Source organism: Pseudomonas sp. NPDC090592 (assembly GCF_044769185.1).
In the GTDB taxonomy this organism is placed as follows: Bacteria; Pseudomonadota; Gammaproteobacteria; order Pseudomonadales; family Pseudomonadaceae; genus Aquipseudomonas.
The window spans coordinates 317,680-340,458 of sequence record NZ_JBIVXJ010000001.1 but is presented as its reverse complement, the minus strand read 5'-3'; the positions used below and the strand labels follow the sequence as shown (position 1 = coordinate 340,458).

Below are 22,779 nucleotides of genomic sequence, written 5' to 3'. Positions count from 1 at the left end.
ATCAACGAGCCGTCTGGAAAGCGCACGATAATAGGGGCGCAAGGCGCCTGTAACAACTCTTCGGGTGACCCTTCGGCCGCTTGGCCACTACTATCTGACGACCGTGAATACCTGAAGGAACTCCCTCAATGCTTTACCTATGGATCAAAGCGCTGCATATCGTCAGCGTGGTCTGCTGGTTCGCCGGCCTTTTCTACCTGCCCCGGCTGTTCGTCTACCACGTCCAGAGCCAGGACAGCATCAGCCAGGACCGCTTCGTGACCATGGAGCGCAAGCTGTACCGCGGCATCATGAACCCGGCGATGATTGCCACCTACGTGTTCGGTGCGTGGATGCTCTACCTCACCCCCGGCTGGCTGAGCCAGGGCTGGCTGCATGCCAAGCTGACACTTGTCATCCTGCTGACCGGCTACCATCACGTGTGCGGCGCCCAGCGCAAACGCTTCGCCAGCGGCACCAACACCCGCAGCCACGTCTACTATCGATGGTTCAACGAAGTGCCCGTGCTGTTCCTGCTGGGTATCGTAATTCTGGTGGTGGTCAAACCGTTCTGACATAGCCACCCGTTCAAGGAGCCTTGCCATGTCGCTACCCGCCTCGCTCGAACAACGCCTGCGTCTGCCCGTGGTTGCCGCACCGATGTTCCTGATTTCCAACCCTCAACTGGTGCTGGCCTGTTGCGCCAGCGGCGTGGTGGGCAGTTTCCCGGCCCTGAACCAGCGCGACAGTGCCGGCTTCAAGGCCTGGCTGGAAGAGATCGAGGCGGGGCTTGCACAACTGCAGGCGCCGGCGCCCTACGCGGTCAACCTGATCGTGCACCCGACCAACCCGCGCCTGCAGGCCGACCTGGCGCTGTGCGTGGAACACCGCGTGCCACTCGTGATCACCAGCCTGGGCGCAGTGAAGGAAGTGGTCGATGCCGTGCACAGTTACGGTGGGCTGGTGTTTCACGATGTCACCACCCGCCGGCATGCCGAGAAGGCCGCCGAAGCGGGTGTCGACGGGCTGATTGCCGTCGCCGCTGGCGCGGGAGGCCATGCCGGTACCTGGAGCCCGTTCGCCCTGGTCGCGGAGATACGCCAGTTCTTCGATAAAACCCTGCTGCTGGCCGGCTGCCTCAACCACGGCCACGAAATCCTGGCCGCGCAAGTGCTAGGTGCGGACCTGGCGTACATGGGCACACGCTTCATTGCCACCGCAGAAAGCCGGGCCCAGGATGCCTACAAGCAGATGCTGCTCGATGCCCATGCTGCCGATATCATCCACACCCCGGCAGTGTCCGGCATCCCCGCCAGCTTCCTGCGCCCGAGCCTGGAACAGGCCGGCTACGACATGAACGCCCTGAGGGGCGGCCACGAACCAGGCAAGCTCAAGCCGATCGACGAAGAAGCCAAAGCCTGGAAGACCGTATGGTCGGCGGGCCAGGGCGTCGGCGAAATCCATGACATGCCCAGCGCCAGTGCATTGATCGAGCGGCTCCAAAAAGAGTACCGAGAAGCCCTGGAGCGCTGCCAGGCCCTGCACGCCCGCACCTTGTAGCAAAAGGCAACACCTTGCCCGGCCAAGCTGTACACTAGGCGCCCTCTTCCGCCCCCAGGAGCCTTGCATGACCCGTTACGCCATGATTACTGGTGCTTCCAGCGGCCTGGGCCTGGCCCTGGCGGAAGCCCTGGCACGGCGCGGGCGCAACCTGATCCTGGTGGCACGCCAGCGTGAAACGCTGGAACCGGTGGCCATCGAACTGACCCAACGCTTTGGTGTAGAGGTGCTGTTCCGCGCCTGCGACCTCAGCCAGCCGTTACGCCTGTCTGGCTTCGTGCTGGAGCTGGAAGAAGGCGAACGGCGGATCGACCTGCTGGTGAACTGTGCCGGCTTGCGTACCTACGGGCCGTTCCTGGCCCATGAGTGGGCCGACGAGCAGGACCTGCTGGAGGTCAACGTTCTGGCCCTGAGCCGCCTGTGCCACGCCATCGGCAACCTGATGGCCGTGCAGGGCGGGGGGCAGATCCTCAACGTCGCAGGCCTGGCCGGGGTCGCACCTGGCCCCTGGATGGCAGCCTATGCTGCCAGCAAGGCGTACGTACTGAGTTTTTCCCAGGCCCTGCGCGAAGAGCTCAAGCGCGCCGGCATCAAGGTTTCGGTGCTGTGCCCCGGCCCGGTCCGCTCATCGCGCCGGCGTATTGCGCGGCTCGATGGCAAGCCCCGCTGCCTCAGCCCCGAGGAAGTGGCACTGTATACCGTGCGCGCCCTGGACAAGAACCGCGCGCTGATCATGCCTGGCCGGCGCAACCGCTGGCTGGCGTTCGCCCCGCGCCTGCTGCCTCGCTGGCTGGTGCGCAAGCTGGCCGGGGCAATCCATCGCCGCTATTGCCCGGCTGGCATGGAATAGCCTCTGGGCGAGCGGCGCCTGGCTGAGTACACTCGGCCCGACCCTCACCATGGAGCAAGTGCTGTGGACGATCTATTCCTCAAAATCATCAACCGGGAAATCCCGGCGGATATCATCTATGAAGACGACCAGATCCTGGCCTTCAAGGACATTGCACCCGCGGCACCGGTACATTTTCTGGTCATCCCGAAAAAGCACATCCGTACGCTCAATGACCTGACCGAAGAAGACAAGGCCCTGGCTGGCCACATCTTGTTCACCGCCCAGCGCCTGGCCGTCGAGCAAGGCTGCGAGGAAGGTTTCCGCGTGGTCATGAACTGCAACCCGAAAGGCGGCCAGACCGTCTACCACATCCATATGCACGTGCTTGGCCAGCGCCAGATGAACTGGCCACCGGGCTGATCCACGGCAAGCGACCCTGCCGCTATTGCGGTAAACTGTCGGGCACATTCTTGCGGAGGTGCCCGATGGCTACCGAACGTCACTACTCGCCGCTCGACCGCTTGTTGCTGCAGGCCGATACCGCCATGCGCACCTTGCTGCCCTTCAGCGGCCAACCCGCCCGGCCATCGCCGGCCATCGTCCAGCCGGACGTCGACCTCGACGAGCAGCAGACCCGCCACATCGCCGGGCTGATGCGCATCAACCACACCGGTGAAGTGTGCGCCCAGGCGCTGTACCAGGGCCAGGCCCTGACCGCCAAGCTGCCCGAAGTGCGCAAGGCCATGGAGCATGCTGCCGAGGAAGAAGTGGACCACCTGGCCTGGTGCGAGCAACGCATCCGCCAGCTGAACAGCCACCCGAGCGTGCTCAACCCCCTGTTCTACGGCATGTCATTCGGCATCGGCGCACTTGCCGGGCTGGTCAGCGACAAGGTCAGCCTGGGCTTCGTCGCCGCCACCGAGCATCAGGTGTGCAAGCACCTTGACGAGCATCTGGAGCAGATCCCGCACGAAGACGAAAAGTCCCGCGCCATTCTCGAGCAGATGCGCATCGACGAAGAGCAGCACGCCGAGTCTGCACTGGAAGCCGGCGGTTATCGCTTCCCGGCCCCGGTCCGCTTTGGCATGAGCTTGCTGGCCAAGGTCATGACCAAGAGCACCTACCGTATCTGAAGGCATCATCATGACGGACCGTTTCGACGCCAAGGACCTGGCGCGCGCCGTGCAAGCCGGTGTTCTCCAGCCGGACCAGGAACAGAGCCTGCTGGTATTCCTGCGCCAGCAACCGGCTACACGTGGCAGCTTCCAGCTGGCCCATGTCGCCTTCTATTTTGGCGCCATGCTGATCATGGCGGCCATGGGCTGGTTACTCACCGAAGCCTGGATGAGCATCGGTGACGGCGCGCTGCTGGTCATCGCCAGCCTCTATATCCTGCTGATCACCTTGTTTGCCCTCAACCTGCAGCGCCGTGCCCAGCCTGTTGCTGCCGGGGTGTTGGCGGCGGTGGCGGTCAGCATTGTGCCGCTGGCGGTGTTCGCCATCGAACGTTTGGCCGGCTGGTGGCCGCTAGACGACGCGCAAGCCAACTATCACCAGTACTACACCTACGTGCAGGGCGGCTGGCTGGCCATTGAAGCCGCCACGGTGCTGGCCGGTTTACTGATGCTGCGGCTGATCCCCTACCCGTTCGTCGTCATGCCGATAGCCGTGGCCCTGTGGTTCATGTCAATGGACCTGAGCGAATGGGTGTTCGGCTCGCCGTTCAGTTGGGAGCAGCGGCGCGAGGTTTCGCTGTGGTTCGGGCTAGGGATGCTGGTGGTGTTCCTGGTGGTGGACGGCCGCACGCGCGAGGACTACGCCCGCTGGGGTTACCTGGCCGGGCTGGCGGCATTCTGGGGCGGGTTGACGTTGGTGGACAGTGGCAGCGAGCTGGGCAAGGCCCTGTACTGCCTGATCAACATTGCGCTGATGGGTATGGCGGTGCTGCTGCGCCGGCCGGTTTTCATGGTGTTTGGTGCGCTGGGGGTGGCAGCTTACCTGGGGTATCTTTCGTACGACGTGTTTGCCGAATCGTTGCTGTTCCCGGTGGTGGTGACCTTGATCGGGCTGGGAGTTATCTGGCTGGGGCTGGTTTACCAGAAGCGGCGGGAGCGGTTGAGCCAGGTGATGCGTAGTTGCTTGCCAGAATGGCTGCGAGCGGCACTGCCGGCGCTTCGCAGCTGATATTGCCGGGGCCGCTTTGCGGCCCATCGCGACGCAAGGCCGGTCCTACAGGACGTACGCGCCCCCTGTAGGAACACCTTGTGTCGCGATGGGCTGCGAAGCAGCCCCAAAAATCGTTGCCTTAACCCAGTTCTACGATTTCATACCCATGGGTAATTTCGACCCCAGCGCGCTCAAGCATGATCGAAGCCGAGCAGTACTTCTCTGCCGACAACTCCACCGCACGCTTGACCTGGGCTTCTTTCAACCCACGCCCCTTCACCACGAAATTCATGTGAATCTTGGTATACACCTTCGGGTCTTCGCTGGCACGTTCGGCTTCCAGAAACGCTTCGCAACTCTCCACTGCCTGGCGCGACTTCTTCAGGATGCTCACCACATCAAAGCTGCTGCAGCCACCCAGGCCCAACAGCAACATTTCCATCGGGCGAACACCCAGGTTGCGGCCGCCGGCCTCGGTCGGGCCGTCCATAACGACGACGTGGCCGCTCCCCGATTCGCCGAGGAACATGGCCTCACCGGCCCACTGGATACGCGCCTTCATCTACCCGCACTCCTGATTTTCGGAAAAGGGTGTCAGCTTAGACCTTGTACGGCTGTGGGAAAAGCGCGAGACGTGTCGGTTTAGTACCTAAACATCCTGTGGTGTCTGATAAGCTGGCGCCAAATGACTGGCGCCTGGCGCCGGCCAGCCTCTATAAAAAGCCTATGCGTCGTATCGAACAGGATTTCGTGATGGTTGCCTCCGCCCTACCTGCCAAGATCAAGAACATCGACAAATTGCTGGTGCATTGCCAGCGCCGCCGCTACACCGCCAAAAGCAACATCATCTGCGCTGGCGACCGGGCCGAAACACTGTCGTTCATCATCAAAGGTTCGGTAACCATCCTCATCGAGGATGACGAGGGCCATGAAATGATCATCGCCTATCTCAACCATGGCGATTTCTTTGGCGAGCTGGGGTTGTTCGAACCGGTTGAAGGCGAACAGCAACGCAGCGCCTGGGTACGAGCCAAGACCGAGTGCGAAGTAGCCGAAATCAGCTACGAGAAATTTCGTGAACTGGCCCGCCAGGACCCGGAAATCCTTTACGCCCTGGGCAGCCAGATGGCCCAGCGCCTGCGCAACACCACCCGCAAGGTCGGAGACCTGGCGTTTTTCGACGTTACCGGGCGGGTTGCCCGTTGCCTGCTGGAACTGTGCAAGCAGCCCGATGCCATGACCCATCCCGACGGCATGCAGATCAAGATCACTCGCCAGGAAATCGGCCGTATCGTCGGATGTTCCCGGGAGATGGTCGGCCGCGTCCTCAAAGACCTTGAAGAACGCAGCCTGGTACAGGTCAAGGGCAAGACCATGGTGGTCTACGGTACCCGCTAGTCCTTGGGCAGGTCCGCCAGCACCTTGGCGTAAGCCTGCGACAGGCGCTCGAACCAGGGCGCCTCGGGCGCCACTTCATGCAAGGCGATGTGCGCGTCGGCGCGGCAGCGTTGCTCAAGCTCGCAGCACTCATTGAAGCGGTTGACAGCCGCCACCATCGACTCACGCTCGTTGTCCAGCAACAACGCGCCGTGTACCAGCACTACCGGGCGCTTGCCGCCCAGCCCCTGGCGCCAGCGCTGGGCTGTGCCTACCAGCTTGCGGCCATTGAGGTTGACGTTGTAGCGGCCATCGCAAAAGGCCCCGTCGATTTCCCCCACCGACGCCACCCCGCCCCACTCGCGCAGCACATCGCACAGGGGCAGGCACAGGCGTTCGTAGGCGTTTTCAATACGGCCGTGATCGCCTTCGCTGCGTGGCGCGGCATAGACCAGTGCAACGTTCACGGTGGCATGCGATTGAGGTACCGGTTCACCGCCGGTTTCGCGCAGCAGCACTGGCCAACCGCTAATGGCCAGCTCCGAGCAGGCGGCTTCGAAGTTGTCCAGGCGGCTCATGCGCCGGGGCATGACCAGGGCATGGTCAGTGGGGCGCCAGAACAGCACGCCACTTTCGCGTTCGCCGCGGCACACGGCGGCGAGCAACTCCTGTTCGGCATGCAGGCCCTGTTCGACGGTCAGGGCCATGGGTTGATCGGTCATTGATCCACCTTTGATGTTATTTTCAAAGGCCTGTTCGCGGGCACGCCCGCTCCCACAGGTGCATCACAGGTCCACAAGGCAGTGACCATCCTGTGGGAGCGGGCGAGCCCGCGAAAGGGCCATGACAGGGATACAAAAAAGCCGGCAAGAACGCGGGCTTCATTTGATCAGTCCAGTTGCTGAACAGTCTTCTTCACCTGCTCGGGGAAGAACAACCGCTGCAACTCCAGCCCCGGCTGCTCGGCACGCATGAACGCCTCACCGACCAGGAACGAATAAACCTCGTTGATCGCCATCAGCTCCACATCGGCCCGGTTGAGAATACCGCTCTCGGTAATCGCCAGGCGATCACGCGGAATCCGTGGCAGCAGGTCGAGGGTGGTTTCCAGGCTGACCTCAAAGGTGTGAAGGTTACGGTTGTTCACCCCCACCAGCGGCGTATCCAGGGTTTTCAACGCGCGCTCCAGCTCATCGCCATCGTGCACTTCCACCAGCACATCCAGGCCGACATCCTTGGCCGTGGCGGCCAGTTCGGCCATCTTCACGTCATCCAGTGCCGACACGATCAACAGCACGCAGTCCGCGCCCAAAGCCCGGGCTTCGACGATCTGGTAGGGGTCGACCATGAAGTCCTTGCGGATCACCGGCAGCGACACCGCCGCGCGGGCCTGTTGCAGGTATTCATCGGCCCCCTGGAAGTAATCGACATCGGTCAGCACCGACAGGCAGGTAGCACCGCCCTTCTCGTAGCTGACAGCGATTTCCGCCGGCACGAAGTGCTCACGGATCACGCCCTTGCTCGGCGAGGCCTTCTTGATTTCGGCAATTACCGCTGGCTGCTTGCGCTTGGCCTGCTCGATCAGCGCGTTGGCGAAGCCACGTGGGGCATCGGCGGCCTTGGCCAGGCTTTCGAGCTCGGCAAGGCTCACGCGCGCGCTGCGCTCGGCCACTTCCTGGAACTTGCGGGCAATGATCCTTTCCAGCACCGTCGGCACACTCATGCTTCGTTCTCCACCTTGAATACTGCAGTAAAGGCACCCAGTTCCTGCAGCTTCTCCCAGGCCAGGCCGGTGTGCAGTACGTCGTGGGCCAATTCCACGCCCTGAGCCAGGGTCATGGCATGATCGGCAGCATAGAGCGCCGCGCCCGCGTTCAGCACGATCATTTCGGCGGCTTTCTGGCCGTTTTCGGTCTTGCGGCGGCCCAGTGCATCACGAATCAGATCCAGCGATGCTTGCGGGTTTTCGACGGCCAGGCCATGCAGGCTCTGGCTCTTCATGCCGAGGTCTTCGGGCTCTACCCAGTACTCGGTGATTTTGTCGTTCTTCAGTTCGGCAACGAAGGTGGGGGCTGCCAGGCTGAACTCATCCAGGCCATCTTTCGAATGCACCACCAGCACATGCTTGCTGCCCAGGCGTTGCAATACCTCGGCCAATGGGCGGCACAGGGCCTGGGCGAACACGCCGACCACCTGGTGCTTCACTCCAGCCGGATTCGTAAGCGGGCCGAGCATGTTGAACAGGGTACGCAAGCCCAGGTCACGACGCGGGCCGGCGGCATGTTTCATGGCGGAATGATGGCTTTGCGCGAACATGAAACCGATGCCCAGGCTATCAATGCAGCGGGCCACCTGAGTTGGCGTCAGGTTCAGGTAGATGCCGGCAGCTTCCAGCAAGTCGGCACTGCCGCTCTTGCCCGACACCGCGCGGTTGCCATGCTTGGCCACGGTGCAACCTGCGGCCGCCAGCACGAACGAAGAGGCAGTGGACACGTTGAAAATATTGGCGCCATCGCCGCCGGTGCCGACGATGTCGACCACACCATCGAGGCTTTCAAGTTCAACCTTGTCCGCCAGCTCACGCATCACGGAAACCGCACCGACAATTTCGTCGATGCTTTCGCTTTTCATGCGCATGCCCATGAGGAAGGCGCCGATCTGCGCCTCGCTGCACTGGCCGGTCATGATCTGGCGCATGACATCGCGCATTTCTTCGGTAGAAAGGTCCAGGTGGCCGACGATACGGCTCAACGCGCTCTTGATATCCATGTTCGATCCTTAGCGGCGGCCGCCGGTCTGCTTGAGGAAATTGGCGAACAGCTCGTGGCCCTGCTCGGTCAGGATCGACTCGGGGTGGAACTGCACCCCTTCGATATTCAGCGTTTTGTGGCGCAGGCCCATGATCTCGTCGACCGAACCGTCAGCATGGGCGGTCCAGGCGGTTACTTCCAGGCACTCGGGCAAGGTTTCGCGCTTGACCACCAGCGAGTGATAGCGGGTAACGGTCAGCGGGTTGTTGAGGCCGGTGAACACGCCCAGGTCGCGGTGGTGTACCGGGCTGGTCTTGCCGTGCATCACTTGGCGGGCACGCACCACGTCACCGCCAAAGGCCTGCCCGATGGACTGATGCCCCAGGCACACACCCAGGATTGGCAGCTTGCCGGCAAAATGCAGGATGGCCTCGATGGACACACCGGCCTCGCTCGGCGTGCACGGGCCCGGGGATACGACGATGCGCTCGGGGTTGAGGGCTTCGATCTGGGCAATGGTCATTTCGTCATTGCGAATGACCTTGACCTCGGCACCCAACTCGCCAAGGTACTGAACGACGTTGTAAGTGAATGAGTCGTAATTGTCGATCATCAGTAACATGGTGTTAAACCTCTTGAATTTACTGACTTCAAAATTCGAACCTTCTTGCAGCCGCCACAGGCACGGCTTCGCCACAAAGGGCTGTAAATGAAGAAGGTAAACGGGGGCGGGCCGGACGGGCCGGCAGGAGAATAAGTCAGGCGCGCCAACGCCAACGGGCGTGAGCCTTGATAACGCGCATCAAGAGTTTGCTGACGATCAACACAGGATAGGTCTCGCTCATACGTCCCGGCACAGTAGCTTACCGGGGCGGCGGGCGCAATATGCCTGTAAACACGGGGAAACGAATGGACTTGGGAGGGATGCACGGCGATTTGCTAAGGTCGATCTGGCAGTCCTTGATAAATACAAAGAAAAGGATGTTCCCTGATGCGAAAAGCACCGTTATTGCGCTTTACCCTCGCTTCATTGGCCCTGGCTTGCAGCCAGGCGTTCGCCGCGCCCTCGCCCTACGCCTCACTGATCGTGTTTGGCGACAGCCTCGCAGATGCAGGGCAGTTTCCCGACCTGACCGGCGGTACCCCAGGTTCACGCTTTACCAACCGCGATGCCAATGGCAATTTTGCACCTGTGTCGCCCATGATCCTGGGGGGAAGGCTGGGTATAAACCCGGATGACTTGAACCCATCCACATCGGTGGGCATTCGACCCGATGGCAACAACTGGGCGGTGGGCGGCTATACCACGCAGCAGATCCTGGATTCGATCACCAGCATCTCCAAGACCGTCGTACCACCCGGTAATCCGGGCGCCGGGCGGATACTGCGCGAAAGGCCGGGGTATCTGGCCAATGGCCAATGGGCCGACCCCAATGCGCTGTACTACCTGACCGGTGGCGGTAACGATTTCCTCCAAGGCCTGGTGAACAGCCCGGCTGACGCCGCAGCCGCCGGCGCCCGCCTGGCTGCCAGCGCCCAGGCCCTGCAACAGGGTGGCGCCCGCTACATCATGGTCTGGTTGCTACCTGACCTCGGCCAGACACCCAACTTCAGCGGCACACCGCAGCAAAACCCGCTGTCGCTGCTCTCCGGAGTGTTCAACCAGTCGCTGATCAACCAGCTCGGGCAGATCGATGCCGAAATCATTCCGCTGAACATCCCCGTACTCCTGAGCGAAGCGCTGGCCAGCCCCAGCCAGTTCGGCCTGGCCAGCGACCAGAACCTGGTCGGCACCTGCTACAGCGGTGACAGCTGTGTGGAAAACCCGGTGTATGGCATCGGCGGCACCACGCCAGACCCGACCAAACTGCTGTTCAACGACTCGGTTCACCCGACCATCGCTGGTCAGCAGTTGATTGCCGACTACGCCTATTCGATTATCTCCGCCCCTTGGGAGCTGACGCTGCTACCGGAAATGGCTCACGCCAGCCTGCGCGCGCACCAGGACGAACTGCGCAATCAGTGGCAAACACCCTGGCAGGCAGTTGGGCAATGGCAGGCCTTCGTCGCCACCGGTGCACAGGACCTGGACTTCGACGGCCAGCACAGCGCAGCCAGCGGCGATGGCCGCGGCTACAACCTGACCGTGGGCGGCAGCTATCGCCTGAACGACGCCTGGCGCCTGGGCCTGGCCGGCGGTGCATACCGGCAGAAGCTGGAAGTGGGCGAACAGGACTCGGACTACAAGCTCAACAGCTATCTGGCCAGTGCCTTTGCCCAATACCGCCAGGACCGCTGGTGGGCCGATGCCGCACTGACCGCCGGGCACCTCGACTTCAGCGACCTCAAGCGCACCTTTGCCCTGGGCGTGAATGATCGCAGCGAAAAGGGTGACACCGATGGCGAAGCCTGGGCGGTATCCGCGCGTCTGGGCTACAACCTGGCGGCCGACAGCAGCAGCTGGCAGTTGGCACCGTTCATCAGTGCCGACTATGCACGGGTGAAGGTGGATGGCTACGACGAGAAGAGCGGGCGTTCCACGGCGCTGGGCTTTGATGACCAGGAGCGCACGTCACGCCGGTTGGGCGTGGGGCTGCTGGGCAGCGTGCAGGTGCTGCCGTCTACCAGGCTGTTTGCCGAAGTGGCGCAGGAGCATGAGTTCGAGGATGACCAGCAGGATGTGACGATGCACCTGACCAGCTTGCCGGCCAATGACTTTACCCTGACCGGTTATACGCCACACAGCGACCTGACCCGGGCGAGCCTGGGGGTGAGTCATGAAGTGGTGGCAGGGGTGCATCTGCGCGGGAACTACAACTGGCGCAAGAGTGATGAGTTGACGCAGCAGGGGGTGAGCCTGGGAGTGAGCGTGGACTTCTAGATTGCCGGGGCCGCTTTGCGGCCCTTCGCGGGCACGCCCGCTCCCACAGATACTGCACTGACCTTGAAGTCTGTGATTTCCCTGTGGGAGCGGGCGCGCCCGCGAAGGGCTGCAAAGCAGCCCCAATCGATTTATCAGGTAGAAGTCTGCTCAGCCAAAGCCACCGCACGGAACATCGCCCGGCGCTTGTTGATGGTTTCTTCCCACTCCAGCGCCGGCACCGAGTCGGCAACGATGCCGCCCCCGGCCTGCACATGCAGCTCACCGTCCTTGATCACTGCGGTACGGATGGCAATCGCAGTGTCCATGTTGCCGTTCCAGGCGAAATACCCCACGGCACCACCGTAAACCCCACGCTTCACCGGCTCCAGCTCGTCGATGATTTCCATCGCACGAATCTTCGGCGCCCCCGACAGGGTACCGGCCGGCAGGATCGCCCGCAGTGCATCCATCGCCGTCAGCCCTTCACGCAGCTGGCCGGTGACGTTGGAGACGATGTGCATCACATTGGAATAACGCTCGATCACCATCTTCTCGGTCAGCCGCACGCTGCCGGTCGACGACACACGGCCCACGTCGTTACGGCCCAGGTCGATCAGCATCAGGTGTTCTGCAATCTCCTTGTCGTCCGACAGCAAGTCATCTTCCAGCGCACGGTCGGCCTCTTCGGTTGCGCCACGCGGGCGGGTACCGGCAATCGGGCGTACGGTAACCAGGTTGTCCTCGACACGCACCAGCACCTCGGGCGAGCTGCCGACCACGTGGAAGTCGCCGAAGTTGAAGAAGTACATGTACGGCGTCGGGTTGAAGCAACGCAGCGCACGGTACAGGTCGATAGGCGCTGCCTTGAAGTCGATCGACATGCGCTGCGACGGCACCACCTGCATGCAGTCGCCGGCCAGGATGTATTCCTTGATGCGGCCGACGGCGTTTTCGTAATCCTCACGGGTGTAGCTGGAGCGGAATTCCGGCTCGGCAGCCTGCGGGCCGCTCAGGTCCAGGCCACGGCGCGGGGTGATTGGCTGACGCAGGGTTTCCAGCAGGCCTTGCAGGCGTGCCTGGCCCTGTTCGAACGCCTGCTGTTCTGCCGGGTCGACCAGCACAATGGCGTGCATCTTGCCCGCCAGGTTGTCGAACACCACTACCGCATCAGACACCATCAGCAGGATATCCGGCACACCCAACGGGTCCGGGTTGGGGCTGGCACCCAGGCGCTTTTCCACATAACGCACGCAGTCGTAGCCGAAGTAGCCGACCAGGCCACCGTTGAAGCGCGGCAGGCCGGGGATGTCGGCAACCTTGTAGCGGTCCTTGAAGGCCTCGACAAATGCCAGCGGGTCTTCGACATCGTGGCTTTCCACCTCGATGCCATCCTGCAGGATGCTGACGTGGTAGCCGTGCACGCGCATCACAGTGCGTGACGGCAGGCCGATCATCGAGTAACGGCCCCACTTCTCCCCGCCCTGTACCGATTCGAGCAGGTACGAGTTGGGCTGATCGGCCAGTTTCAGGTAGATCGACAACGGCGTGTCGAAGTCGGCCAGGGTTTCGCAGGCCAGGGGAATACGGTTATAGCCGGCAGCGGCCAGGCGCAGGAATTCTTCGCGGTTCATGAGTAGCCTCGTGGCAAGCAGCAATAAGTCGGGCAAACGGATGGGCCGGCACGCGCCGGCAGGCAGAAGTCAGGCGCGCCAACGCCAACGGGCCAGGGCCTTGATGACTTTCATCCAGAATTTGCCAGTAACCGCCACGGTGGACTCTCTGTCGTGTAAGGCTTGAACTTCCGCCAACGTTATCCCAGTGGCCGGGTCTTCGCAACCGGGCAGCAGTGCACGCAGGTCATCAATCACAAGGCTCGGGGATTCGTCATGAATCGGCCGGCCATGGTTGTAGCCGTAGGTCAGCCCCACGCACTGAACGCCAGCCGCCCTGGACGCAAGCACATCACTGCGCGAATCCCCCACGAACAGCGACTGTTGTGGGGTAACGCCAGCCATCTGCATGACGAACAGCAAGGCCGCAGGGTCGGGCTTTTTCTCCGGCAGGGTGTCGCCGCCGATGATCCAGCGGAAGTAGTTGCCGAGCTTCATCTGGTCCAGCAACGGGCCGACGAAGCGCTCGGGCTTGTTGGTGATCAGCGCCATTTCCACGCCCTGCTTGCGCAGCCAGCGCAGGGTGTCCTGCACACCGGGGTAGACCACCGTCAGATCATGGCTTTGGGCATAGGCGTCCATGAACAGCGCCAGCGCCTGGTCGGCCAGCGCATCATCCACGCCAGCGTGGTCGATGCCACCCGCCAGCGCCCGGCGCACCAGCACCTGGGCGCCATTGCCGACCCAGTGGCGCACGGCGTCCAGGCCTGCAGGCGGGCGCCCCAGTTCGAGCAGCATGCGGTCCACGGCAGCTGCCAGGTCTGGCACGGAATCGATCAGGGTACCGTCCAGATCGAACATCACCAGCCTGGGCAGCGTCCCCGGGAACAGCTGCTCGAAGCCGCTCATGGGCGGGCCTGGGCCAGTTCGGCGCGCATCTTGGTGATGACTTCCTGGTAGTCCGGGGCGTTGAAGATCGCCGAGCCGGCCACGAAGGTGTCGGCGCCAGCGGCAGCGATTTCGCGGATGTTGTTGACGTTGACGCCGCCGTCGATTTCCAGGCGGATGTCACGGCCACTGGCGTCGATCAACGCACGCGCTTCGCGCAGCTTGTCGAGGGTGCCGGGGATGAACTTCTGGCCGCCGAAGCCCGGGTTGACGCTCATCAGCAGCACCATGTCGATCTTGTCCATCACGTACTTCAGGGCGTCCAGGCTGGTGGCCGGGTTGAACACCAGGCCGGCCTTGCAGCCACCGTCCTTGATCAGCTGCAGCGAGCGGTCGATGTGCTGGGTCGCTTCCGGGTGGAAGGTGATGTAGGTGGCGCCGGCTTCGATGAAGTCACCGATGATGCGGTCGACCGGGCTGACCATCAGGTGCACGTCGATCGGCGCAGTCACGCCGTACTTGCGCAGGGCAGTGCACACCATCGGGCCGATGGTCAGGTTGGGAACGTAGTGGTTGTCCATGACATCGAAGTGGACGATGTCGGCACCCGCAGCCAGTACCTTGTCGACATCTTCACCCAGACGGGCGAAATCGGCAGAGAGAATGGAGGGGGCAATAGCGTAGGGCTGCATGGCGCACCTGTTGGCAGAATCACGGTGGCGCGCATTGTAACCCAGGCAAAGCGATGAGGGCTGATTGGTATCAAAGGGTGTCGATCAACGCCCACAAGCCTTGTGTTGCCTGTAAAGGCCTCATCGCCGGCAAGCCAGCTCCCACAGGGATCTCTACAGGCCTTGGGAGATGCAGAATCCTGTGGAGACCCTTGTGGGAGCTGGCTTGCCGGCGATAGGGCCAGTGCAGGTAACAGGAAATCAGGCCGGCTGCTGGGTCCTCATCTTCTCGCTACGCCCACGCAACCACTCCAGGGTCAGCAGTAATATTACCGAGAAGGCAATCAGCAAGGTCGCTGCCGCTGCAATAGTCGGGCTCAGGTTTTCGCGAATACCACTGAACATCTGCCGCGGCAGCGTCGCCTGCTCGGGGCCGGCCAGGAACAGCGTTACCACCACCTCGTCAAACGACGTGGCAAAGGCAAACAGCGCCCCCGAGATAACCCCAGGCGCAATCAGTGGCAGGGTCACCCGACGGAAGGTCAGCAGTGGCGAAGCGCCCAGGCTGGCCGCCGCACGCACCAGGTTGTAGTTGAAGCCCTGCAAGGTCGCTGACACGGTAATGATGACGAACGGCACACCCAGCACAGCATGCACCAGGATCAACGACGTGAAGCTGTTGCCCATCCCCAACGGGGCAAAGAACAGGTAGCTGGCCACACCGATGATCACCACCGGCACCACCATCGGCGAAATCACCAGCGCCATCACCAGCGACTTGCCGGGGAAATCACCACGGGTCAGGCCGATAGCCGCCAGGGTGCCAAACACCATGGCCAGTACCGTGGCCGCCGGGGCGACGATGATGCTGTTCTTCAGTGCCCGCATCCACTCGGCCGAGCCGAAGAAGTCCTGATACCACTGCAGCGAGAAACCCTGCAGCGGGTACACCAGGAAGCTGCCACTGTTGAACGACAGCGGCACGATCACCAGCACCGGCAAGATCAGGAACAACAGGATCAAGCCGCAAAGAATGCGCAGGCTGTAGAACCAGACCCGCTCCACGGGCGACATATAAGGGCTCAACATGGCAGGGCTCCTCAGCTCAGGCGCAGGCGGCTGGCGCCGACCAGCCAGCTATAGATCAGGTACAACAGCACGGTCGCCAGCAGCAACAGCCCGCCCAGCGCAGTAGCCATGCCCCAGTTGATGCTGGTGTTGGTGTAGAAGGCAACGAAGTAGCTGACCATCTGGTCGTTCGGGCTACCCAGCAACGCCGGGGTGATGTAGTAACCAATGGCCAGGATGAACACCAGCAGGCAGCCGGCACCCACACCCGCGTAAGTCTGCGGGAAGTACACCCGCCAGAAGCTGGCGAACGGGTGGCAGCCCAGCGAGATCGCCGCACGCATGTAGGTGGGCGAGATGCCCTTCATCACGCTGTACAGCGGCAGAATCATGAACGGCAGCAGGATATGCACCATGGAGATGTACACGCCAGTGCGGTTGAACACCAGTTCCAACGGCTGGTCGATGATGCCCATGGCCATCAGCGCGCTATTGATCAGGCCGCCCGACTGCAGCAGCACGATCCACGCCGCCACCCGCACCAGGATCGAAGTCCAGAACGGCAGCAACACCAGGATCATCAGCAGGTTGCTCTGCCGGGTCGGCAGGTTGGCCAGCAAGTAGGCCAACGGGTAGGCCAGCACCAGGCAGATGACGGTGATCACTACACCCATCCACAGGGTACGGGCAAAAATGTCCAGGTAAATGGCCTGGTCCGGGGTGGCCTTGGCCAGTTCGCCAAGGTCGTCGATGCGATGGTCGACAGAGGCCAGCAGGTAGAACGACGTCACCGAACTGGTATTGCGGCGTATCGCCTGCCAGTAGGCCGGATCGCCCCAACGCTCGTCGACGGCCTGCAACGCGTCTTTATAAGAGGCAGGCTCAGCCTTGAATGGCAGTGCCCGGGCTGTCTTGGTCAACAAACTGCGGTAGCCGGCCAATTCCATGTTCAAGCGCTTGGAAAGGTCGCCAAGGGTCTGGTTCTTGCGCGATTCGGCCAGGTCCTGGCTCAGTGCCTTGTACACGTCCTCGCCGGGCAGGCTCTTGCCATCCCACTGGCTGATGACTTCGACCGTGCGCGGCAGGCCGCCGACCACTTCCGGGTTGCCGACGCTCTTGTACAGCAGCGCTGCAATCGGCACCAGGAACACCAACAGAAGAAACAGCGCCAGCGGCGCGATCAACGCCTGCGCCTTCCAGCGGTTGACCCGCTCGGCGTGCTTAAGGCGCTGCTTTAGACTTGGACCTGCGCCTTCATTGAGGGGCACTGCAATGGCCATGGCGAACTCCGCGATACGAACTTGAATTGGGGCCGCTGCGCAGCCCATCGCAGGCAAGCCAGCTCCTACAGGTACTGCATTACCCTCAGGAACGGTGCGGTCCCTGTGGGAGCTGGCTTGCCGGCGATGGGCCGCGAAGCGGCCCCCTGCACCGGTCGTTTACTTCTTCGCCGCCCAGGCGTTGAAGCGTTGCTCCAGCTGCTCGCTGTTGTCAGCCCAGAAGGCCACATCGATCTGCACCTGGTTGGCGATGTTCTCAGGCGTGGTCGGCATGTCCTTCTTCACCTCGTCCGACAGCAGGCTCACAGCCTTGGAGTTGGCCGGGCCATAGGCGATGTTTTCGGAGTAGATCTTCTGCTGCTCGGGCTTGACGCTGTAGGCGATGAACTTCTTCGCCTCATCGGCGTTCTTGGCACCCTTGGGGATCGCCCAGGCATCGAAGTCGTAGATGCCGCCGTTCCACACCACCTTGAGGTTGCTCTCTTTCTGCACAGCGGCAATACGGCCGTTGTACGCAGAACTCATGACCACGTCGCCCGAGGCCAGGAACTGCGGTGGCTGTGCACCCGCTTCCCACCATTGGATGTTGGGCTTGAGCTCATCGAGTTTCTTGAAGGCGCGGTCCTGGCCTTCCTTGGTTGCCAGCACTTTGTAGACGTCCTTGGGCGCAACACCATCGGCCATCAGTGCGAATTCCATGGTGTACTTGGCGCCCTTGCGCAGGCCACGCTTGCCCGGGAACTGCTTGGTGTCCCAGAAATCGGCCCAGCTGGTGGGTGCGGTTTTCAGCTTGTCGGCGTTGTAGGCCATGACCGTGGACCAGACGAAGAAGCCCACGCCGCACGGCTGGATGGCCCCGGGCACATAGTCGGCTTCATCACCGAACAGTGCCGGGTCGAGCTCTTCGAACATGCCCTCGTCGCAACCACGCGCCAGCTCTGGCGACTCCACCTCTACCAGGTTCCACGACACACTCTTGGTGTCGACCATCGCCTTGACCTTGGCCATTTCGCCGTTGTACTCACCGGCGACGATCTTGCCATTACCCGCCTTCTCCCATGGCTCGTAGAACGCTTTTACCTGGGCCGCCTTGTTGGCACCCCCGAACGAGATCACGGTGAGGTCTGCGGCCATGACCTGGCCAGCGGCGAACAGCCCCAAGGCCAGGGCGGTCAGTTTCAACTGCTTGCGCATTCTTATTCTCTCCACAGTACAGGGTTGGTGAAGCAATCCATCAATGGGCTTCGGCAATCGGATCGAGCGCGCGGGCGTGCTCCACCTCCCAGCCCAGCGGTACCACATCGCCCACGGCCAGGGCCGGGTCGAGTTCGGCAATCGGCTGTTTCACAAAGAAGTCGCCCTTGCCGCAAACCTCCAGGCGCACCCGCACGTGGTCGCCCAGGTAAATGAATTCGGCCACCCGGCCAGAAAAGCGGTTCACGCAGCTTTCGCTGTGGCCATTCAGGCGCACGCGCTCCGGGCGGATCGACAGGGTTACCGGCTCGCCGGCCTGGCCCACATTCACCGCCAGCGCCTCCACCCGCTCGCCGCGCGGCAGTTGCACCTGGCAGCGCTTGCCATCACTGGCCAGCAGGGTGCCGTTGATGCGGTTGTTCTCGCCGATGAAGTTGGCGACGAAGGTATTGCAGGGCTCTTCGTACAACGTGCGCGGGTCGGCGATCTGCTGGATTTCACCCTGGTGGAACACCGCCACACGGTCGGACATGGTCAGCGCTTCGCCTTGGTCGTGGGTCACGTACACCACGGTCACGCCCAGGCGCTGGTGGATATGCTTGATCTCCATCTGCATGTGTTCACGCAGCTGTTTGTCCAGCGCGCCCAGCGGTTCGTCCATCAGCACCAGCTGCGGCTCGAACACCAGCGCACGGGCCAACGCTACGCGTTGCTGCTGGCCACCGGACAGCTGGCCGGGGTAGCGTTTGGCGAAGGCATCGAGCTGGACCATGTTCAGCACGCGCTTGACCCGCTCACTGATGTCGGTCTTGCTCAGGTTGCGCACGGTCAGCGGAAAGGCCAGGTTCTCGGCCACGGTCATGTGCGGGAACAGCGCGTAGTTCTGGAACACCATGCCGATGTCGCGCTTGTGCGGCGGCACGTTATTGATCGAGCGCCCGGCCAGCTGGATCTCACCGGCAGTAGGGGTTTCGAAGCCGGCCAGCATCATCAGGCTGGTGGTTTTGCCCGAGCCGGACGGGCCGAGCAGGGTAAGGAATTCGCCTTTGCGGATGTCCAGGTTGAGGTCTTTGACGATCAGCGACTCGCCGTCGTAGCTCTTCTGCACACCACGGAAGCTGACCAGCGTTTCGCTGGTTGCAGCGTTCGACTTCGCCTCGCTCATGCCTGCACCTTTTTGTTGGATGACTGCGTAGGCAAAAGAGTAGAAGAGGCGCAAGCGGCCGGAAATCGGGGGTGCTGAGAGAATGCCATCATCCGGATGGAAGTTTTGTTGTAGGGATTGCCCTACACGGATGACGGGATTGGAATGCCCTCTCGAGCACGCCACCGAACCTGTGGGAGCGGGCATGCCCGCGAAGAGGCCGGCACAGCGATGGAGATCAGCAGGTCAGGCCCTTTCGCGGGCACGCCCGCTCCCACAAGAATTTCGCCAGGCTCACCAACTATGTATGTCGCAATCAGACCAGCTTGTGCTCCATGGCGTACTTCACCAGTTCCGCCAGCGAGTTCACCTTCAGCTTCTGCATCAGGCGCGCCTTGTGGGTGCTGATGGTCTTGCTCGACAGCGCCAGCTGCTGGGCGATGTCGTTGACGTTGGCGCCCTGAGCCAGGCGCTCGAACACCGAGAACTCGCGCTCCGACAGCAACGTGTGCAACGGCCGCGATTCAGTCAGGCCTACTTCGAACACCATGCGGTCGGCCAAGGAGGGGTCGATGTAACGCCCACCACCCGCCACCCGTCGAATCGCAGTCAACAACAACGCAGGGTCACTGTCCTTGGTGGCATAGCCTGCCGCGCCAGCCTTCAGTGCCCGCGCCGCCATCTGCGCCTCATCGTGCATCGACAACATCAGGATTGCCGGCGCATCGTGCAACGCACGAATCCGCGGGATCGCCTCCAGGCCATTCACACCCGGCATCGAGATATCCAGCAATACCACTTCGCACGGCGTATGACGCAGGGTTTCAAGCAACTGTTCGCCGTTACCGGCCTCCCCCACCACCTGCATGTCCTTGGCCAGGCCAATCAGCTGCTTGATGCCTTCACGGACAATGGTGTGGTCTTCGGCCACCAGCACTCGAATCACGATCGCTCTCCTACTCCAACGGTATGGCCACACTCAGGCTGGTGCCCTCGCCTGGCTCACTCTCCAGCGCCATGCTGCCCCCCAGCATCAACACCCGCTCACGCACGCCCACCAGGCCAAACGAGGCGGGCCGGGGCTGCTCGCGACAAAAGCCTTGGCCATCATCACTGACGGTCATGCGCAATTGCCCATCCTCATGCACCAGCTCGATCTCCACGCTGTGTGCCTGGGCATGGCGCATCACGTTGGTCAGCGCCTCCTGCAGCACACGAAACAGCCCAGTGGCCTTGGCATCGCTCAATGCTGGCAGATTATCCGGCACCTGCACCAGACAGGGGATCTGCGTGCGCGCCTCGAAGCGACGTGCCTGCCACTCGATTGCCGAGGCGATCCCCGCATCAAGGATCGGCGGGCGCAAGGCCGTCGCCACGTCGCGCACCAACTGGAACAGCTGGGCAATCAAGCGTTTCATGCTGGCCAGTCGCTCGTTCAGGCCAGGGTCCAGCTCGGCAAAGGCAAGCTCGCACATCGATACTTCCAATTTGAGCACCGTCAGCATCTGCCCCAGTTCATCATGCACCTCCCGGGCGATGCGGGCCTTTTCCTCCTCCCGAACACTTTCCAGGTGGGCAGACAACTCGCGCAGCTGCTCCTGAGACTTGCCCAACGCCATTTCCGCCCGCTTGCCCTGGGTGATGTCCCACACCACACCGTCCCACACCACCTGGCCGTTGGCCAGGCGTCGGGTACTGGCCTTGATGTCGGCCCAGCGCTGTTCACCCTGGCGGGTGAGGATGCGCCCCTGCCACGACCAGTCCTGGTCACTGGCCAGGGCAAGGTCCTGCACCCGGTGATAATCCGCACGATCATCCGGGTGCACCAGGTTGCGCAGGCCCATCTGCGGGTGCTGGATTTCGACAGGCGAATAGCCCACCAGCGCCTCGCTGCCTTCACTGATATAGGGGAATTCCAGGTCACCTTCGGCCGGGTCGCGCTCCAGGCGAAACACCAGCCCTGGCACGTTGCCGGCAATGCCCTTGAGCCGTGCCTCGCTTTCACGCAGTGCAGCCAGGGCACGGTGGCGCTCAGTGACGTCGGCGAGGTACACCACCAGGTATTCGGAGTCACGAAAACGCAGAAAGCTCAGTGACAGCTCGACCGGCAGCAAGCTGTGGTCGGCCCGTCGGCACTGGGTCTCGAACTGGCCTACACCACCTGCCCCCGTACGCGCGCCCTTCCACAGTTCCAGCCAGCGGTCCATGTTCAGGTTGGGTTCGAAGTCGCTCAGCGGCCGCTCCAGCAGCGCGCCCTCGGCGTACCCCAACATGCGCTCGGCGGCATGGTTGGCGTAGCGCACGTGGCTGTCCCAGTTGACCCAGAGGATGCCCACCGTGCTCTGGTCGATGGCGAACTGGCTCAGGCGCAATGCCTCTTCACGAACTTGTCGTTCCATCAGGGTTTCCCGCGTGGCCAGCAGGCTGCGCTCCAACTGGCGCTGCTGCCGGCGCTGCCAAACCAGGGTGGCTAGAGCGCACAGCAGCAACATGCCAAACAGCAAGGCCAGGTTCTGCCAGAAGCCGGGCGACTCACTCAGGCGCGGGTATTTGGGCTGCAACCAGCGCTGGTGCAGTTGCTCCAGCTGCTTGGCCGGCAGCGCCTGCAAGCCCCGCTCAAGTACATCGGCAAGCACCGGCCAATCACGCCGCGAGCCGATACGCAGCAGCTGAGGCAGGCCGATATCACCCACCACCGCCAGCTCGCCAAACTCGCTCTCACGTGACAGGCGGCTGAGCTGGGCTTCATCCAGCACCGCGAAACTGGCCTGGCCACCCACCACCAGTTGCAGCGCTTCGCGCTCGTTGGGTACCCCCTGCAGGTTCAGGTTGCCGTAGTTGCCACGCAGGTAATCCGCCAGCTGGCTGGGCATGCGCACCGCCACGCGCTGCTCGGCCTCGAGTTTCTCCAGCTCCACCGCCATGGCACCGGTTCGCGGCCCCACCACCAGCTGTGGCACGCGCATGTACGGGTCGCTGAACAACCACAGGCGCAGGCTGGCTGGCGTCTGTGTAAGGCCTGGGGCAAAGTCGACTTCCCCGGCTTGCAAGGCATGCTCAAGGCTGGCCTGGTCGGCAAAATTACGCCAGGTAAGGTCAAGCCGCAGCGCCTGCGCCAGGCTGTCCACCAGTTCCACATTGGCCCCGTACAGCTGCTGCAGACGCCGGTCGAACTGGGCGTAAGGAGCTTGCAGCACCAGGCCGACACGCAAGCTGCGGTGCGTGTCCAGCCACTGCTGCTGCGCAGGCTCCAGCACCACGGCGGGCACTGCCTCGGGCCTGGCCAATGCAATCAAGGGCAGCCACAAGCAGCCGATAACCAACAGGCGACGCACTCGCTTCATCTAAACGCTCGCTTGGCAAAGGCGGCCATGCAGCATGGCCGTCACGGGCAAAT

The 22,779-nt window shown here is 62.5% G+C and carries 22 protein-coding genes; 8 read left to right on the top strand and 14 right to left on the bottom strand.

What is annotated here, in order from left to right; translation table 11 throughout:
• The first annotated feature begins 128 nt into the window (after positions 1-128).
• From hemJ to ACIQUI_RS01470, 6 genes are all read left to right on the top strand, one after another.
• Positions 129-554 (top strand): protoporphyrinogen oxidase HemJ, encoded by a 426-nt coding sequence (gene hemJ, locus ACIQUI_RS01495; protein ID WP_403194397.1) that lies wholly within the window; start codon positions 129-131, stop codon positions 552-554.
• A gap of 28 nt (positions 555-582) precedes the next feature.
• Entirely contained in the window at positions 583-1,539 is a 957-nt protein-coding gene (locus ACIQUI_RS01490) for an NAD(P)H-dependent flavin oxidoreductase (protein WP_403194395.1), read from the top strand.
• 67 nt (positions 1,540-1,606) lie between these two features.
• Positions 1,607-2,389 (top strand): SDR family NAD(P)-dependent oxidoreductase, encoded by a 783-nt coding sequence (locus ACIQUI_RS01485; protein ID WP_403194393.1) that lies wholly within the window; start codon positions 1,607-1,609, stop codon positions 2,387-2,389.
• Between the two features lie 63 nt (positions 2,390-2,452).
• On the top strand, positions 2,453-2,791 hold the full coding sequence (locus ACIQUI_RS01480; RefSeq protein WP_003255518.1) for a histidine triad nucleotide-binding protein: 339 nt from the start codon (positions 2,453-2,455) through the stop codon (positions 2,789-2,791).
• 65 nt (positions 2,792-2,856) lie between these two features.
• Positions 2,857-3,504: a 2-polyprenyl-3-methyl-6-methoxy-1,4-benzoquinone monooxygenase gene (gene coq7 / locus ACIQUI_RS01475; protein ID WP_016484635.1), complete on the top strand. Its 648-nt coding sequence runs from the start codon at positions 2,857-2,859 to the stop codon at positions 3,502-3,504.
• Positions 3,505-3,514: 10 nt separating this feature from the next.
• Entirely contained in the window at positions 3,515-4,555 is a 1,041-nt protein-coding gene (locus ACIQUI_RS01470; RefSeq protein ID WP_403194390.1) for a DUF2157 domain-containing protein, read from the top strand.
• Between the two features lie 121 nt (positions 4,556-4,676).
• Here ACIQUI_RS01470 and ACIQUI_RS01465 read toward each other — a convergent pair whose 3' ends face one another.
• Positions 4,677-5,099: an OsmC family protein gene (locus tag ACIQUI_RS01465; RefSeq protein ID WP_403194388.1), complete on the bottom strand. Its 423-nt coding sequence runs from the start codon at positions 5,097-5,099 to the stop codon at positions 4,677-4,679.
• Between the two features lie 191 nt (positions 5,100-5,290).
• Here ACIQUI_RS01465 and crp point away from each other — a divergent pair, with 191 nt between their 5' ends.
• Positions 5,291-5,935: a cAMP-activated global transcriptional regulator CRP gene (gene crp, locus ACIQUI_RS01460; protein ID WP_403194386.1), complete on the top strand. Its 645-nt coding sequence runs from the start codon at positions 5,291-5,293 to the stop codon at positions 5,933-5,935.
• Here the strand turns inward: crp and ACIQUI_RS01455 are convergent.
• The 4 genes from ACIQUI_RS01455 to ACIQUI_RS01440 form a co-directional block, all read right to left on the bottom strand.
• A complete protein-coding gene (locus ACIQUI_RS01455; protein WP_403194384.1) occupies positions 5,932-6,636 on the bottom strand; it encodes a biotin/lipoate A/B protein ligase family protein in 705 nt (234 codons plus the stop codon). The two genes, crp and ACIQUI_RS01455, sit on opposite strands and share 4 nt — an antisense overlap.
• Before the next feature lie 167 nt (positions 6,637-6,803).
• The gene (trpC, locus tag ACIQUI_RS01450; RefSeq protein ID WP_391137792.1) at positions 6,804-7,637 is read right to left on the bottom strand and encodes an indole-3-glycerol phosphate synthase TrpC; all 834 of its coding nucleotides are present in this window, start codon (positions 7,635-7,637) and stop codon (positions 6,804-6,806) included.
• Positions 7,634-8,683, bottom strand: coding sequence for an anthranilate phosphoribosyltransferase (trpD, locus tag ACIQUI_RS01445; RefSeq protein ID WP_403194382.1), 1,050 nt, complete (start codon positions 8,681-8,683; stop codon positions 7,634-7,636). Before trpD ends, trpC begins: the two co-directional genes overlap by 4 nt.
• Before the next feature lie 9 nt (positions 8,684-8,692).
• A complete protein-coding gene (locus ACIQUI_RS01440) occupies positions 8,693-9,286 on the bottom strand; it encodes an aminodeoxychorismate/anthranilate synthase component II (protein WP_391137798.1) in 594 nt (197 codons plus the stop codon).
• A 369-nt stretch (positions 9,287-9,655) separates the two neighbouring features.
• Between ACIQUI_RS01440 and estP the strand changes: the two genes are divergently transcribed.
• A complete protein-coding gene (gene estP / locus ACIQUI_RS01435) occupies positions 9,656-11,545 on the top strand; it encodes an esterase EstP (protein ID WP_403194380.1) in 1,890 nt (629 codons plus the stop codon).
• A 134-nt stretch (positions 11,546-11,679) separates the two neighbouring features.
• Here the strand turns inward: estP and trpE are convergent, their stop codons facing one another.
• The 9 genes from trpE to ACIQUI_RS01390 form a co-directional block, all read right to left on the bottom strand.
• Positions 11,680-13,158 (bottom strand): anthranilate synthase component I, encoded by a 1,479-nt coding sequence (gene trpE, locus ACIQUI_RS01430; RefSeq protein WP_403194378.1) that lies wholly within the window; start codon positions 13,156-13,158, stop codon positions 11,680-11,682.
• Positions 13,159-13,227: 69 nt separating this feature from the next.
• Positions 13,228-14,046, bottom strand: a complete 819-nt coding sequence (locus tag ACIQUI_RS01425; protein WP_403194377.1) for a phosphoglycolate phosphatase — start codon at positions 14,044-14,046, stop codon at positions 13,228-13,230.
• Positions 14,043-14,717 carry a ribulose-phosphate 3-epimerase gene (gene rpe / locus ACIQUI_RS01420; protein WP_403194375.1) on the bottom strand — a complete coding sequence of 225 codons (675 nt, stop codon included), beginning with the start codon at positions 14,715-14,717 and terminating at the stop codon, positions 14,043-14,045. The genes ACIQUI_RS01425 and rpe overlap by 4 nt, the downstream gene beginning before the upstream one ends.
• Before the next feature lie 240 nt (positions 14,718-14,957).
• Complete coding sequence (locus ACIQUI_RS01415) at positions 14,958-15,785, bottom strand: ABC transporter permease subunit (RefSeq protein ID WP_391135818.1); 828 nt, start codon at positions 15,783-15,785, stop codon at positions 14,958-14,960.
• Positions 15,786-15,796: 11 nt separating this feature from the next.
• Positions 15,797-17,044, bottom strand: coding sequence for an ABC transporter permease (locus ACIQUI_RS01410; RefSeq protein WP_403194372.1), 1,248 nt, complete (start codon positions 17,042-17,044; stop codon positions 15,797-15,799).
• A 159-nt stretch (positions 17,045-17,203) separates the two neighbouring features.
• Positions 17,204-18,238: an ABC transporter substrate-binding protein gene (locus tag ACIQUI_RS01405; RefSeq protein ID WP_119368634.1), complete on the bottom strand. Its 1,035-nt coding sequence runs from the start codon at positions 18,236-18,238 to the stop codon at positions 17,204-17,206.
• A 40-nt stretch (positions 18,239-18,278) separates the two neighbouring features.
• Positions 18,279-19,403, bottom strand: coding sequence for an ABC transporter ATP-binding protein (locus ACIQUI_RS01400; RefSeq protein ID WP_012270208.1), 1,125 nt, complete (start codon positions 19,401-19,403; stop codon positions 18,279-18,281).
• 295 nt (positions 19,404-19,698) lie between these two features.
• A complete protein-coding gene (locus ACIQUI_RS01395; protein WP_177313735.1) occupies positions 19,699-20,331 on the bottom strand; it encodes a response regulator transcription factor in 633 nt (210 codons plus the stop codon).
• Positions 20,332-20,338: 7 nt separating this feature from the next.
• The gene (locus tag ACIQUI_RS01390; RefSeq protein WP_403194370.1) at positions 20,339-22,726 is read right to left on the bottom strand and encodes a PAS domain S-box protein; all 2,388 of its coding nucleotides are present in this window, start codon (positions 22,724-22,726) and stop codon (positions 20,339-20,341) included.
• Positions 22,727-22,779 lie beyond the last annotated feature (53 nt).